13 protein-coding genes are annotated in these 13,765 nt (G+C 61.7%); 5 read left to right on the top strand and 8 right to left on the bottom strand.

Annotation, left to right across the window (positions count from 1 at the left end):
- Positions 1 to 9: 9 nt before the first annotated feature.
- Entirely contained in the window at positions 10 to 795 is a 786-nt protein-coding gene (locus ACRQEC_RS06715) for a TrmH family RNA methyltransferase (RefSeq protein WP_407707015.1), read from the bottom strand.
- A gap of 176 nt (positions 796 to 971) precedes the next feature.
- Here ACRQEC_RS06715 and ACRQEC_RS06710 point away from each other — a divergent pair, with 176 nt between their 5' ends.
- The gene (locus tag ACRQEC_RS06710) at positions 972 to 1,907 is read left to right on the top strand and encodes a hypothetical protein (RefSeq protein ID WP_284890342.1); all 936 of its coding nucleotides are present in this window, start codon (positions 972 to 974) and stop codon (positions 1,905 to 1,907) included.
- 83 nt (positions 1,908 to 1,990) lie between these two features.
- Here ACRQEC_RS06710 and ACRQEC_RS06705 read toward each other — a convergent pair whose 3' ends face one another.
- Complete coding sequence (locus ACRQEC_RS06705; protein WP_284890340.1) at positions 1,991 to 2,758, bottom strand: SDR family NAD(P)-dependent oxidoreductase; 768 nt, start codon at positions 2,756 to 2,758, stop codon at positions 1,991 to 1,993.
- Between the two features lie 42 nt (positions 2,759 to 2,800).
- Here ACRQEC_RS06705 and ACRQEC_RS06700 point away from each other — a divergent pair, with 42 nt between their 5' ends.
- Positions 2,801 to 3,631, top strand: coding sequence for an exodeoxyribonuclease III (locus ACRQEC_RS06700; RefSeq protein WP_284890339.1), 831 nt, complete (start codon positions 2,801 to 2,803; stop codon positions 3,629 to 3,631).
- Between the two features lie 71 nt (positions 3,632 to 3,702).
- On the opposite strand, the gene ACRQEC_RS06695 is transcribed toward ACRQEC_RS06700, so the two are convergent.
- On the bottom strand, positions 3,703 to 5,052 hold the full coding sequence (locus ACRQEC_RS06695; RefSeq protein WP_284890338.1) for an MFS transporter: 1,350 nt from the start codon (positions 5,050 to 5,052) through the stop codon (positions 3,703 to 3,705).
- A 432-nt stretch (positions 5,053 to 5,484) separates the two neighbouring features.
- Here ACRQEC_RS06695 and ACRQEC_RS06690 point away from each other — a divergent pair, with 432 nt between their 5' ends.
- Positions 5,485 to 5,706, top strand: coding sequence for a hypothetical protein (locus ACRQEC_RS06690; RefSeq protein WP_284890337.1), 222 nt, complete (start codon positions 5,485 to 5,487; stop codon positions 5,704 to 5,706).
- Positions 5,693 to 6,334 carry a hypothetical protein gene (locus tag ACRQEC_RS06685; RefSeq protein WP_284890336.1) on the top strand — a complete coding sequence of 214 codons (642 nt, stop codon included), beginning with the start codon at positions 5,693 to 5,695 and terminating at the stop codon, positions 6,332 to 6,334. The genes ACRQEC_RS06690 and ACRQEC_RS06685 overlap by 14 nt, the downstream gene beginning before the upstream one ends.
- Positions 6,335 to 6,485: 151 nt before the next feature.
- Here the strand turns inward: ACRQEC_RS06685 and ACRQEC_RS06680 are convergent, their stop codons facing one another.
- From ACRQEC_RS06680 to ACRQEC_RS06665, 4 genes are all read right to left on the bottom strand, one after another.
- Entirely contained in the window at positions 6,486 to 7,259 is a 774-nt protein-coding gene (locus ACRQEC_RS06680; protein ID WP_026429073.1) for an HAD-IIA family hydrolase, read from the bottom strand.
- A 143-nt stretch (positions 7,260 to 7,402) separates the two neighbouring features.
- Positions 7,403 to 8,170 (bottom strand): helix-turn-helix transcriptional regulator, encoded by a 768-nt coding sequence (locus ACRQEC_RS06675; protein ID WP_284890335.1) that lies wholly within the window; start codon positions 8,168 to 8,170, stop codon positions 7,403 to 7,405.
- Between the two features lie 122 nt (positions 8,171 to 8,292).
- The gene (locus ACRQEC_RS06670) at positions 8,293 to 9,639 is read right to left on the bottom strand and encodes a D-serine ammonia-lyase (protein ID WP_284890334.1); all 1,347 of its coding nucleotides are present in this window, start codon (positions 9,637 to 9,639) and stop codon (positions 8,293 to 8,295) included.
- A gap of 90 nt (positions 9,640 to 9,729) precedes the next feature.
- Positions 9,730 to 11,163, bottom strand: coding sequence for a GntT/GntP/DsdX family permease (locus ACRQEC_RS06665; RefSeq protein ID WP_284890333.1), 1,434 nt, complete (start codon positions 11,161 to 11,163; stop codon positions 9,730 to 9,732).
- A 146-nt stretch (positions 11,164 to 11,309) separates the two neighbouring features.
- Between ACRQEC_RS06665 and ACRQEC_RS06660 the strand changes: the two genes are divergently transcribed.
- Positions 11,310 to 12,239, top strand: coding sequence for a serine hydrolase domain-containing protein (locus ACRQEC_RS06660; protein WP_284890332.1), 930 nt, complete (start codon positions 11,310 to 11,312; stop codon positions 12,237 to 12,239).
- A gap of 85 nt (positions 12,240 to 12,324) precedes the next feature.
- Here the strand turns inward: ACRQEC_RS06660 and ACRQEC_RS06655 are convergent, their stop codons facing one another.
- Entirely contained in the window at positions 12,325 to 13,404 is a 1,080-nt protein-coding gene (locus ACRQEC_RS06655) for a 2,3-butanediol dehydrogenase (protein ID WP_284890331.1), read from the bottom strand.
- Positions 13,405 to 13,765: the final 361 nt, after the last annotated feature.

Below are 13,765 nucleotides of genomic sequence, written 5' to 3'. Positions count from 1 at the left end.
CCTCCTGGGCTAGTGATTGGCGTGGTGGGCAACCCACCAGTGCATGGCGATGGCCGCGGCCGCGGCAACGTTGAGGGAACGGGTGGAGCCATCCTGGGTGATTTCCACCGCGCCCTCGCAACGCTCGAGCAAATCGGGGGAAATTCCGGCGGATTCCTGCCCGAATACCAGCAGGCAATTCTCCGGAAGTTCGGACTTCTCCAGGGGCACCGCACCCTCCTGGTTATCGATGGCGATGAGCTGATACTTATGCTCGCGCGCCCATTCCTCCAGGTCAGCCGGGGTGGGGTGGTAGTACATCGTGAGGTATCGGTCGGTGACGAGGGCCCCGCGCTTATTCCACTTGTGCCGCCCCACAATATGCACGCCGCCGAAATTAAACGCATTGGCGCTGCGCACAATCGACCCGATATTGAGGTCGTGCTGGAGATTTTCAATGGCGATATGGGCGCTGACCGCCCGGCTCGCCATATCCGCCTTGATCGCTTCCACGCTCCAATAACGATATGCGTCGACGACGTTACGGTGGTCACCTTCCGCTAAAAGCTGCGGGTCCAGGCGGGGGTCGTCCGGCCAGGGCAGCGGGTGCGGCCCCACCCCGACCGTGCGTTTTTCACCGTAGGGTGAGCCGCCCGGCTCCGGAATGCGGTGCGCGGGCAGCTCAGCGGCCTCGTCCGTGAGCGCGGCGGTATCGCCAGCGCCTGCGGCAGGCGCGGCATCCACGGCAGGCGCAGCCTCGCCCGCGGGCGCGCTGAGGTCATCACGAAAATCAGAAGACTGGGAAGAATCTGTCACTCCCCCAGTCTAGCGGCGCTCCCGCCCCGACCATGGGGAAGCGCCACATTTACCCGCTGGCCACCGGGGCACGTGTTTCGTTGGCGCCGTCGGCCTTGTACAGTGGTATACGCAAGCGCAATAAACGATTCGCCACCCCGAGCCCGGGTGCGGGAAACCCAAGAAGTGGAGCAGCGATGACGAAGATGTGGAAACCTCTCGCGGTGGTGGCCGCCGGTGCCCTGATCCTGAGCGGGTGCGCGAATAATGCGCTGGTCTCCTCGGAAGGCGAGCACGGTCCGTCGATCAGCGAGGGGCACGGCCGGGGCGGATCGGGCGGCGCGCCTATTTTTGACGAAAGCATTTCGAAGACCGGGCAGTTCACGCCGGTATCCGATAACGCTCAGGCCCGTGAGATTATTAAACGCGCCATTGCCAAGCAGGATGAGATTATTGCGAAAAGCTCGCAGGATTTCTTCGGCACCGCCATCGGGATGGATATGTCCATGGAGATTTCCGCGGACGTGCCAGGTGAGGGCCCCGGGGTCGCCACCATCGATATTGATATCGATGTAGATCCGAGCACCCGCCTCATGGCCATGCAGATGGATATTGACGCCTCCGGAATTCCCGGGGCGGAAGCGGAAGGCATGCCCAGCAAACTCTCCACCGCGCTGTGGATCGGGGAGGGTTCGAAGCCGGATACCGTTACGGTGTATACGAATATGGCCGGTTTCTGGAGCAAAACCGAGGAAAGCCTGGCCGATATTGTGGATTCCGAGGATGCCCCCACCTCGCCCGGCTCCTACCGCGGGGAAGATATTTTCCCGAATATTGAGAAGACCCAGGTTTTTGAGGACGCGGAGAACTACCTCATCGTCGGCCCGCTTTCCGAGACGATGGCGCAGGAAATGCAGGGAGCCTCGCCCGGTTTGGACCTGAGCGATTCCGCTAATCTCCAAGTGCGTATCGATAAGCAAAGCTACGAGGTGCGAGGAATGGCCATCGTGGCCCCGGCCTACTTCCAGGGCCTGCCCACGGAAACGCGGGTGCGTTGGGATTACCGCCAGGCCAAGCCGCTCCAGCTGCCCGATGAGGCACGTAAGGCCCCCGCGGAAAACAGTAGTTTCTAAGCTTGGCAGTAGTTTCTAAGCTCGAGCGCGCCCGGCAGCTTCCCCGAAGCGGCCGGGCCGCTTGCTACTTCCGCACGTCTGTTTTAGCTGCGCCCAGACAGCCCCGGCCCCGCGAATGTGCGCACCAGGGCGCGCGGGGCGAAACGTAGCGCCGCGGCGGCCGCCTTGTAGAGCGCGGTGGGCGTGACGAGCACCCGCCCGCGCCGGCATGCCTCCAACGCGGCATTCACCACGGCTTCCGGCTGCGCAAAAAGCAGATCGGCCCACTGGCTGGCGTCCACCGCGGCCCGCTCGTGGAATTCGGTGCGGATAAGCCCCGGGGTCACGCAGGTGACCGAGACCCCATGCGGCGCCAGTTCCGCGGCCAGCCCTTCGGAAAATGTGCGCACCCAAGCTTTATGCGCGGAATAGGTGCCCTGCGCGGTGCCGGCCGTCATCGAGGACACGTTAATAATTCCCCCGTAGCCGCGCCGCGAAAACTCCCGTGCCGCCGCGTGGCACGTGATAAGAACCGCGCGGACCATCACGTCAAGCGCTTCTTCTTCCCGCTCCAGTTCCCCGGTGGAAAACTCCTGCCCCAGCCCAAAGCCCGCATTATTAACGAGCAAACCGATGGGCCGCGAGTGCTGCGCTACCCGGCGCGCAACCACCCGGGCGTCGTCGTGCCGCGAAAGATCGGCCGCGAGCACCTCCACCTGCACCCCGGCGACCTGCCGCAGATCACGCGCGATCGCCTCCAAACGGGCCCGATTGCGCGCCACGAGCACGAGGTCATTTCCTTCGGCCGCGAGCTGCCACGCAAATTCCAGGCCGAGCCCGGCGCTGGCACCGGTAATAAGAGCACTTCCCATAACCGCTATGGTAACGTGCCCGCGGCTCTCTACACTGGTGCTATGCGTATTGCCACCTGGAATATTAATTCTGTGCGCGCCCGCGCCGAACGCGCCCGCGCCGTCCTGGAACGCTGGGACCTGGACGCCCTGCTCCTCCAAGAAACGAAATGCACGCCCGCGCAGTTCCCGCGCGAAATTTTCGAAGAAGCCGGATACGAGGTCGCCTGCGCCGGCCTCAACCAGTGGAACGGGGTCGCGATTCTTTCCCGCGTGGGAATCGAGAACGTGCAGGTGGGCTTCCCCGGTCAGCCCGGTTTTTCTAAGGTCGACGACGACGGCGCGCTGCTCAACGCGCCCACAGTGGAGGCGCGTGCCCTGGGAGCACGCCTGGGTTCGGGGCCGGCCGCGGTCAATGTGTGGAGTCTGTATATTCCCAACGGGCGGGCCTACGGGGATCCGCATTTCCACTACAAGCTGGAATTTCTCGGTGCCTTGCGGGCGGCGGTGAGCGCGCGCTTGGGCGAGGAGCCGGAGTATCCGCTGCTGCTGGCGGGGGATTGGAATGTGGCCCCGCGGGATACGGACGTGTGGGATATTGATTATTTCCGGAATAACGTAGGCATGTATGTCACCGCGGAGGAACGCGGGGCGCTGGCCAGCTTGCTGGAGGCGGGGCTCGCGGATATTACCCGGGTGGCCGAGGGCGCGGATTACACGTTCTGGGATTATCAGCGTCTGCGGTTCCCGAAGAATCACGGGATGCGTATTGATTTCGGTTTTGCTTCCCCGGCGCTGGCCGCCCGGCATACCCGCTCCATCATTGACCGGGACGAGCGGAAGGGCAAAGGTGCTTCCGATCACGTCCCGGTCATTATGGAGTTTGCGGGCTAGGCGGAGGGATTGTGGCGGGCACGGCGCCCCGTGCGGCTTAGGCAGCGGGGCTGTGGCGCGTGCCCACCACGCTAGGCCGCGCGGGTGATCTGGGCGCGGCGCCGGCGGGTACGCAGATACAAAATCCGCGCGCAGCCCAGCCCCGTGGCCGAGGCAATGATGGCGTAGAGGAAGGCGCGGGTGTAATCGCCGTCGTACATAGCACCGATTTGAGCGCCGAGCCGCGGGGCGAAAATAGCGGCCACCGAAAAACCGGTGAAGGCGAGCGCGTAGTTAATGCCTTGCCAACGCGGCCCGAAGCGGTCCATGACGCAGGCGGGCATGATCGCGATGGTGCCACCGTAGCTCAGGCCGAGCGCGAGGAGGCCACCGGCTAGGAAGATGCCGCCGGTGAGGGTGCCGTTCGTTGCACCGATTGCGCTTGCTCCGCCGAGGAGGCCGCGCCCGCCCGCGATGAGGAGGAGTAGACCGAAAGCGTCGCAGCAGAAGGTGACTTCGAGGGTGCGGGCGTGGCCGAGGTGGTCGGCGAGCCAGCCGAAGCAGAAGCGCCCCGCGGTGCCCGCGCAGGCGTAGAGGGAGACGAAAAGCGCGGCGCTGGCCGCGGAGAAGTGGAACATTTTCGCCGCGATGGGCGCTGCGTTGGAAACGATCATGAGGCCGGAGAAAGCCCCGGCGATGAAAATGGCGAAAATGAGCCAGAAGTCGGGCGTGGCGAGCATCTGGCGGGTAGTGAGGGACGGACGGGCGTTGCGCGCGGGTGCGGGTGCCGGTTCGGCGGCGGGTACGGGTGCCGGTTCGGTGGCGGCTCGCGCGGAGTCTGCGGCCGGTTCTTTAGCGGTGACAGCAGCAGGTGCGACCACGCCTTCCACCGGGGCGGCGCGGTAATTAAAGGCCACGATGAACGCGATCACCGCGTAGAAGCCGGAGAAAACCAGCAGGGTGGTGCGTAGATTGCTGGAGTCGAGGAGTCGCTGGGCCAGGGGCGCCATGACGATGCCGGAGGCTCCGTTCACGCAGGAGATAATGCCGGAGATGAGCCCGCGCCGGCCCGGGAAGAAACGCAGGGTATTGGACAGCGCGGAGGTGAGGACCAGGCCCATGCCGATGCCGCCGATGAAGCCGTAGCCGAGCACGAACTGGAGCGGGGAGCTCGCGCAGGCTGCGCTGGCCCAGCCGATGGCCGCGCACAGTGCGCCGATGGTTGCCGTCCAGACCGCGCGGCCGCGGTCAATGAAGTACCCGCCCAAGAGCATTGGCAGCGGGGCGAGGGCATTGGTGAGAGTATAGGCGCCCATCGCCGCGCTCAGCCCGTAGAGCTGGGTGGCCGGGAGCTGGAAAATTGAGAAAACGTATGAACACCCGGTGATAAAGGTGAGCAGGCAGGCACAGACGAGCACCCGCCAAGGATGAACCTGACGCATGATTTCTCCGTCGTTACACGAAACCGCCCGTCGCGGCGCGGCCGGCGGGTAACGCGGCGGGGCGGGCCTGTGCAGTCTGGCGGCGGCGCGAAGCCGCACACCGGGCACGGGTATGAAGCCACATACCGGGCACGGACACGAAACCGTGCACCGGACACAGGCACCCCAGCCGCGTTACCTACGGTAGCGTAACTTAGGGGTGGGGTGCCTACCGTGCTATCTCATTATTCGGCCATTGGGGCCCGTGCACGAGGTTGCGCTTGAGAGTCAGTGACGGGTGTATAGAACGGGTTCGAATTTATCCACAGAATCGCGAAACGCCGCCCTTATCCACAGGGCGGTACATGGCTCTTTGCTACGCCTTGACGCCATGCAAGAATGGCGGAGCCGGACGGGAAACCGCCCGGAACTCGCAACCAAAGGAGGGAGACCATGAGTATTGACAGCGCAAGCAGAGTAACGCCAAATCTTACCTTTAACTCGCTTGAAGATGTTCTCAATCGCAAGGAAGAAATCTTGCGGGAGGTCAGAATGACCCGCGAAGAATTTGACCTACGCGCCGATAACTACCAGCTCGGCCCAGACGAGGCTGAAGCTTATTTCGAAATGGAAGGCTTAGATTATTTCGAGGAGTATTACCGTGGTGAACGTTAAGCTTGATAAGCGAACCGATGAATTTGCGGCCCACCTGCAGCGGATCGGGGAGCTGATCGATCCCGCATTTTCTCTATCGAAGCAGGTGGCCACGAAGGGAGATCTTCCTGTAGTAAGACTGGTTGGCGATATTCACGTTAATAGTTTCCTTATTGTCCGTTTCGACTACATTGTTTTCGTTGATCAGGAAACCGGTTTACTCACTGTCGATAATTCGATGTTCTCGGTACTCCCGGGGGCAAAAAACAGCGAGCCCTTGGTGCACTGGGATCATATGCGCTCCCCGCACTCAAATATTCCCAGCGCACACATCCATATACACGCCCACTGTGATGAATGGGCATCAGCCACACTCCCGGACGATGAACATTCTCCCCAGTCGCACGAGTGCCCTGAGAACGAGCCCTGCGCTCCCCGGATTGCTGATATCTGCCTCCCAGCAGGTCGGGGCTGGTTCCAGATCTGCCTAGAACAAGTTCTCCTCTTCGTTATTGACGAGATCGGGGCGGCATGCACACCTGAGGTACGCGAAGCACTCGATCACGGCATCGAAAAATGGGAGGAGGTCCAGCTGGAAGCCATGGTGCGTGCTAACCCCGCCCTCGCACTCGAAGCCCTCGAAGCGTGAGACGTGAGCGACGGTTGTCAAGCGCAAGCTCAATCTGCACGACTAGCGCAACCGAGAAGAATCGGACGGATAAGGTGCGGAAACCGGCTACCCGCAAGGCAACGGCACCCAGAAGACCTCATTCGGTCATCGTTACCCACACAAGAAGCAGCTAGAGCAACTCCGCCACTTCCGCGATGGAGGGATGCACGTAATCCGGACGGTAGGGGAAGTTAACGATTTCCTCTTGCGCGGTAGAGCCGGAAAGCACCAGGTGGGTTTGCAGCCCGGCTTCCATACCCGCGAGGATATCGGTATCCATTCGGTCCCCCACCAGCGCGGTTTCTTCGGAATGCGCGTCGATGAGATTGAGTCCCTTGCGCAGCATAACCGGATTCGGCTTACCCACGTAATAGGGCTGGCGGCCGGTGGCTGCGGTAATCATCGCGGCTACCGCCCCGGTTGCCGGAATCGGACCCAGATCGGACGGGCCCGTCACATCCGGGTTGGTGGCAATGAACCGGGCCCCCTTGTTGATGAGGCGGATCGCGGTGGTGAGGGCTTCGATGGAATAGGTGCGGGTTTCCCCGAGAACCACCACTTCCGGATTGACATTCGTCATGACGAAACCGACGTTGTACATCGAGGTAGTGAGCCCGGCTTCACCCACCACGTAGGCGCGCTTATTCTCTACCTGGTCCGCGAGGAAATTCGCGGTGGCAGCTGCCGAAGTCCAAATATGATCTTCCGGAACGATCAGCCCGGCCGCTTCCAAGCGGGCGGAAAGATCACGCCGGGTAAAAATCGAATTATTGGTAAGAACGAGATAGGGGTACTCTTTTTCGTTGAGTTTATTGAGGAAATCCGCGGCACCCGGAAGCGCTTTTTCTTCGTGGATGAGCACACCATCCATATCGGTGAGCCAGTTCTTAATCACTCGTGTCATACCGCCATGATATCGAGTTTCACAGCTCTCGAAACGTGCCGAGGGCCCAGGCGGCTCGCTCTGGCTAGTCCGGCCCGCTTGCACAGGCAGCTCATGCCCGCATACTCGGCCCGCTCATACCAGCCCCGCGGCGCACCGCCTGCTTAGGCCCGCGCCTGGCGCAGGTACCGGTACACCGTCGGCTCGGAAAGATTCATCGCGAGCGCCAGGTCGGTTACCGCCCCGCGCAGCTGGAAGAATCCGTCCTCGTCCAGCGAACGCACCACTTCCAGGCGCTCGGCCTGGGTGAGGTGATCCACCGAGACGTGGTAACGCGAGAGCACCGACTCCATGGCAGCCGTTTTCATATCGGCAACCGAAGAAGCCAAAATTTCCGGCTTTTCCGCCGGCGCCTCCTTGCGTCGTTCGGGATTGGGGAAATACAGGGAGGCGATTTTTTTGACTGTTTCGTCCAATTGCCGCAGCACGGTTTGGTCAGAATTAAGACAGAGCATCCCAATGATGCGGCCCCGTCGTCGTATAAAGAAGGTAGAGGAACGCAAGGTGCGCGCGCGGCCGGGCGTAATCGCCTCGTAGCCGGTGAGGTAATCGGCTGTGGTTCCTTCGCCGGCGCGCAGCACCCGCAACATGAGGTCGGTGGCCGGGGAACCTACGGTGCGCTGAGTGACATGCGAATTCGCGATGGCGATAACCGAATGGTCCAGGTCGCTCACGTCGTGGAGTACCACCTCGGTGCTCTCCCCCAGCGCCACCCCGAGGAATTCCACCAGCGGCTTGAAGGAAGCCACGTACTCGCTATCCTCTTGGGATATTGCTTCACGAGACGTCACTTCCCGGGAGTCCACTTCCTGGGACCCGACTTCTTGGGTCATTACTTCTCGTGGCACCTCATCGCGTTCCGCTGCCTCCATGGCACAGGCTCCTTCCTACCTACGGCCCCATTGCTGTATCTTCTGACAAAATATCTTAAATGACGGGCATAGTGCGGGGGTGCGCACCGCTACGAGTGGCACCCCCGACTAACCGCCCTGCTTTACAGGGTCTCTTCGCCCTTGGCGATGTAGGAATCCATCTCCTTTTCGGGAACCATATTGCCGCCGGTGATCCACGTGAGGTGGGTGGCACCCGCGAGCTTCTCCGGGGTCAGGCCCGCCCGCTTCAGGTACTCACTGGCGGCGAGCACGTGGAAGGGCCCTTCGAAGGAAGTGGAAGAGGAAGGCTCAATGCGCACATCCTCGGTCTGGGCCAGGAGCGCCACGTTTTCGTACATGGTCTGGTCCTCAACGGTGTAGTAGCCGTCGATGAGGTACTGCATGCGCGAACCCACGAAAGCGGAAGGACGCCCGCAGGCCAGACCGTCCGCGGCGGTGAGGTTATCGATGCCGAAATCTTGCACCGCTATCTCGTCGTGCTTGCCGGTCATCACCCCGAGGAACATGGAGGGCGAATGGGTCGGCTCGGCAAAGATGCAGTGCACGTTATCCCCGAACACGGTCTTGAGACCGAAGGCCACGCCGCCCGGGCCGCCGCCCACGCCGCAAGGCAGGTAGGCGATCAGCGGATGATCGGCATCCACCGTGACATCGAGGGACTGGAACTGGCCCTGCAGGCGGCGCGCGGCCACCGCGTAGCCGAGGAAGAGCGAAGGCGAATTCTCGTCGTCCACGAAGTAGGCAGTGGGATCCGATTCGGCTTCCTTGCGGCCCTGAGCCACCGCCACCGAGTAATCCGATTCGTATTCCACCACGTTCACGCCGTGGGAGCGGAGCTTATCCTTCTTCCACTGGCGCGCATCCGCGGACATATGCACCGAGGCCTGGAAACCTAGCTGGGCGGACATAATGCCGATGGACAGCCCCAGGTTCCCGGTAGAGCCCACCGCCACCTTGTACTGGGAGAAGAACTTGCGGGCTTCTTCAGTATCGAGCTTGCGGTAGTCATCCTCGAGGGTGATGAGGCCGGCTTCCAGCGCGAGTTCTTCGGCGTGCTTGAGCACTTCGTAAACACCGCCGCGGGCCTTGATCGATCCGGAAATCGGCAGGTGAGAATCGAGTTTCGCCCACAGCTGGCCCGGGATCTGCACGCCCTTACGTTCGGCGAGCTTGGCCTGCATGGTCGGAACCGCGACCAGCGGGGATTCCAGGATGCCAGCCGTGGGGCGGGCGGCCGGGAAAACTTGGCTAAGGTAGGGAGCCCAGCGCTTGAGCCGAGCTGCGGCGTCGTCCACATCGGCCACGGTCAGGCCGACCTTTGCCAGGCCCTCCGCGGCGGGAAGCACCTCCGGATTGAACCAATCCGCGACCTTGAGGCCCACGAGGTCCTGAATAAGCGGGTAGTCCTCCACCCACTGTTCGAGCGTTTTTCCAGCGATAGTTGTCATGACTGAGTCCTTTCTCAGATGTATTGGTGGATAAGTGTGCGGCGGCGGCTAATCGTGTAGCCGCGGATACGTGTGCAGCGAATCCTGCGCCTAAATCACCAGGTGAAGCAGCATGGTCATGCACAGCGCCACCACCGAGGCGATGGTGGTGCCCACGGTGAGGGTCTTGAGCGCATCCCCCACCGAAATACCCATATATTCCTTGTACAGCCAGAAGAGAGAATCGGTCACGTGCGTCAGGCCGATAGCGCCGGCGCCCACCGCAATCGCCATAAGCGCGGGGCTGAGATCCGGGGACGCCTGGAGCATCGGCAGCACGATCCCGGCCGCGGAAATCATGGCGACCGTGGCGCTCCCCACCGCGAAGTGCAGCACAATGGCAATAAGCCACGCGAGGATCAGCGGGCTGACGGGCAAGCTTCCCATGGCACCCGCGATGGCCTTGTCCATCCCGGAGGCCATAAGCACCGCGTTGAAGGCACCGCCCGCGCCGATAATGAGGAGCACCCCGCCGATGGGGCTGAAGGAGGAATCCGTCACCGAGGACAGGTCCGAAAGCGACTTGCCCCGCGAAATCCCCAGCGAGAAGTACGCGAAAATCACCGAAATGAGAAGCGCCAGAATCGGGTTACCCACGAGGTCCACGAATTGGCGCAGGCCGTTTTCTTCGGGCAGGGTCTGATCCGCAACGGTGCGGCACACCATAATAATGAGCGGCAGCAGAATCGTGAGCAGGGTAATGCCGAAACCGGGCAGGGAACGATCCGCGTCGTCGTTCTTGAGAACATTTTCGCCCGCGGCGGGCGCGTCACCAGAGGTTCCCTTTGATTCGGGGCCGGCTTTTCCTTCGGCGACGACGCCGCCTACCTGGCCGGCGCCCGCGGTGACATGTGCACGTTCAAGCTGGCGCAGCCCAATTCCAGTGTAGAGCGGGCCGCCAATGAGGGCGGCCGGGATCCCTACGATGAGGCCGAGCATGATCACCATGCCGATATCCGCACCGAGGGTACCGGCAATAGCGGTAGCGGCCGGGTGTGGGGGCAGGATACAGTGGACCACCATAAGGGAGATGGCCAGCGGCACTCCCACTCGGATCTTCGAGCAGCCCACTTCCTTGGCCACCACGAAAACGAGGGGCACCAGGAGCACGAAGCCAACTTCCACGAAGACCGGGATACCGGCGATCAAGCCGAGGAATGACATAACAATCGGGGCGCGTTTCTCGCCGAAAACTCGAAGCATGCCCTTGGCGAGGCGTTCGGCCCCGCCGGATACCTCCAGCATTTTTCCGAGAATTGCACCGAAGCCAATAATAAGAACGAGGAATCCGAGCGTTCCACCAACGCCCTTTTCGAGTACATCGCCCACTTCCGCGGGCTTCACGCCCGTGACCAGTGCGACGGTAATCGCCGCGATGGTCAAGGCGATCGAGCCGTGTAATTTCAAGCCGACGATGAGCACAACAACGAGCACAATCGCCGCTATGAGGACTGCGATCAGCCCTCCGGTTCCTAGGGTCATCATAACCTCCCGTGTAGCGCCACATCAGTGTGGCCTGTTCCCAGCCTACACACACGAAGATACTTTTGTCATCATGATAAGTTTATTATCACGCTGTGGCGCAACTTGCACGGACCTGCAGATTGCTGCGGAGATGGCAGACTTGAGCCATGCCCGTGGATAACAACACCGTTAGCAGCGCCGTTAGTAACATCGTTAGCAGCGCCGATAATCGCCCGGATAGCCGCCCCGATGGCCAGCTTGATAGCCACCCCGATAACGGCCCTGGTAACCGCCCCAATAACCGCCTCGCTTCTGATTCTTTTAGCTTCCCGCATGCACTCGGTGTTATTGACGGCGCCGGGCGCACCACTTTTTCCTATGGGAACACCCGGGAGATCTACCCGTATATGTCGGTCACGAAGCTGCTGGTGGCCTGGGCGACTCTCATTGCAGTGGAGCGCGGTCTGGCTGATTTTGATGATCCGGCCGGGCCTCCCGGTTCCACGGTGGTTCACCTCCTCGCGCATGCCTCCGGGTTGCCGGAGGAGGAAGGTCCGGTGCGGGCCGGGATGGAAGAGAAACGCATTTATTCGAATTACGGTTTTGAGGTGCTCGGTGATTATCTGGAGAAACGCACCGGGATCTCGATCCAGAATTGGGTGCGGCGGGCGGTGATTGAGCCGCTGCGCCTGAGTTCGGTGGCGGTGGAGGCGAGCCCGGCGTATTCGGCGGTGGGGAATCTGCGCGATCTGGCGCGGTTCGCCGGGGAGCTGCTGCGCCCGCGCCTCATTTCCCCCGAACTGGCACGCTATGCCACTACCGTGCATTTCGATGGCCTACCCGGCCTGCTGCCCGGCTACGGCTGGCAACGTAATAACACCTGGGGTTTGGGGATGGAGATTCGCGGGCAGAAGGATCCACATTGGACAGGCCCCTCATTTTCGCCCCGCACCTTCGGTCACTTCGGGCAATCGGGATCGTTCCTGTGGGTGGATCCGGAACTCGGCAAGGCCGGGGTTTTCCTGGGCGCACAGGCTTTCGGGCGGGAGCACCGGAAGTTCTGGCCGGCGCTCACCGAGGAAATGCGCGGCCTTTAGAAGGCCACACCTACGCAACAGCGCCCGCGGCGGGTTTCCCTACCACGGGCGCTGTCGCACAACTCACTCGCGTGGAGTGACCGCTTTAGTCTTCGCCTTCGCCGTTCGGGGAGACGAGGATCTTGACCGCGGTTTCATTGCGGTTGATGAGGGTGTCGAAGCCCTTGTCAACGAGGTCTTCCAGGTTGATCTTGCCCGTGATGAACGGAGCAAGATCGATCTTGCCCGAGGCAACCAGCTCAATCGTGTCCGGATGGGTGTTGACGTAGCCGATAACGCCGCGCACATCGAGTTCCTTCATGACCACGGAGTGCATATCAATATTCGGCTGGTGGCCCCAGATCGACATATTGACGAGCACGCCGCGCGGCCCGAGCGCCGCGATGAGCTGGTTGAGTACCACGTCCACCGAGGTGCATTCGAAGGCAACATTGGCGCCCACGCCGCCGGTGAGCTTCTTCGTTTCTTCCACGATATCGACTTCGCGCGGATCCCAGGCGTAATCGACCACGCCAGCATCAACGGCACGCTGGCGGCGCAGTTCGGAGAGTTCCGACACCGCGACCTTGAGGCCCTTGGCTTTGAGCACCGCGCAACAGAGCACGCCGATGGGACCGGCCCCGCCCACGAGGGCAAAATCGCCTTCCTTGACATCGCCGCGGTCCACGCCGTGAACGGCCACGGAGAGCGGCTCGATGAGTGCGGCCTGGTCAAGCGGAATGTTGTTGGGGATCTTGTGGACCCAGCGCCGCTTGACGACGATATTTTCGGCCAGGCCGCCACCGCGGCCGCCCAGGCCGATGAAGTTCATATCGGGGGACAGGTGGTACGTGGTCGATTCGGGACCGGTGTCCACACTGTCGCGGATAATATACGGTTCGACGACGACGTGGTCGCCGGCCGCGAGGTCCGTCACGCCTTCGCCAACTTCGGCAACAACGCCGGACATTTCATGCCCGAGGGTGACCGGCACTTCCTCACCGGAAATCGGATGCGGGTGGCCTTCCGCGGGGCAGAAAATGGGACCGTCGAGGTATTCGTGAAGATCGGTACCACAGATACCGCACCAAGCAACCTTCACCCGCACAGTGCCGGGTTCAAGCGGCTGCTCCTCGATATCTTCGATGCGAATATCGTGGTTACCGTAGTAACGCGCTACTTTCATATCTCCTCCATTGGGTAGACCGTGCGCGATTGCGCGCTTTTTATTTTAGTCGACGACGACGCAACTTTGAGGTGCGGACCACTTTTTACGCTGCACGCTGGATTGGAGATATGCCCTTGTTTTTGGAGCTGAAACGCCGCCTATAGGCGCCCGAAGGCGCGTCTACCCTGGAGGGAACTCTCCGCTGCCTTCATTCACCCATTTGCCTTGTTGGTGCTTACGGGTTAAATGGGTGTGTGGGGTGCCAGCCCCAACAGGACTAACACCCCACACAATACAAAAGCATGGCGGCAGTGACCTACTCTCCCACACCCCACCGAGTGCAGTACCATCAGCGCAAACAACCTTAGCTACCGGGTTC

Source organism: Actinotignum saccati, assembly GCF_051265055.1.
Classification (GTDB): Bacteria; Actinomycetota; Actinomycetes; order Actinomycetales; family Actinomycetaceae; genus Actinotignum.
Note: the sequence above shows the minus strand (reverse complement) of the source record. Positions and strands in the feature narration are given on the sequence as shown.

What these genes read in the sequence shown, in the direction of transcription:
- ACRQEC_RS06710 (WP_284890342.1), top strand. Translation starts at nt 972, where the DNA reads ATGACGAAGATGTGGAAACCTCTCGCGGTGGTGGCCGCCGGTGCCCTG.
- ACRQEC_RS06705 (WP_284890340.1), bottom strand. Translation starts at nt 2,758, where the DNA reads ATGGGAAGTGCTCTTATTACCGGTGCCAGCGCCGGGCTCGGCCTGGAA.
- ACRQEC_RS06700 (WP_284890339.1), top strand. Translation starts at nt 2,801, where the DNA reads ATGCGTATTGCCACCTGGAATATTAATTCTGTGCGCGCCCGCGCCGAA.
- ACRQEC_RS06695 (WP_284890338.1), bottom strand. Translation starts at nt 5,052, where the DNA reads ATGCGTCAGGTTCATCCTTGGCGGGTGCTCGTCTGTGCCTGCCTGCTC.
- ACRQEC_RS06690 (WP_284890337.1), top strand. Translation starts at nt 5,485, where the DNA reads ATGAGTATTGACAGCGCAAGCAGAGTAACGCCAAATCTTACCTTTAAC.
- ACRQEC_RS06680 (WP_026429073.1), bottom strand. Translation starts at nt 7,259, where the DNA reads ATGACACGAGTGATTAAGAACTGGCTCACCGATATGGATGGTGTGCTC.
- ACRQEC_RS06675 (WP_284890335.1), bottom strand. Translation starts at nt 8,170, where the DNA reads ATGGAGGCAGCGGAACGCGATGAGGTGCCACGAGAAGTAATGACCCAA.
- ACRQEC_RS06670 (WP_284890334.1), bottom strand. Translation starts at nt 9,639, where the DNA reads ATGACAACTATCGCTGGAAAAACGCTCGAACAGTGGGTGGAGGACTAC.
- ACRQEC_RS06665 (WP_284890333.1), bottom strand. Translation starts at nt 11,163, where the DNA reads ATGATGACCCTAGGAACCGGAGGGCTGATCGCAGTCCTCATAGCGGCG.
- ACRQEC_RS06660 (WP_284890332.1), top strand. Translation starts at nt 11,310, where the DNA reads ATGCCCGTGGATAACAACACCGTTAGCAGCGCCGTTAGTAACATCGTT.
- ACRQEC_RS06655 (WP_284890331.1), bottom strand. Translation starts at nt 13,404, where the DNA reads ATGAAAGTAGCGCGTTACTACGGTAACCACGATATTCGCATCGAAGAT.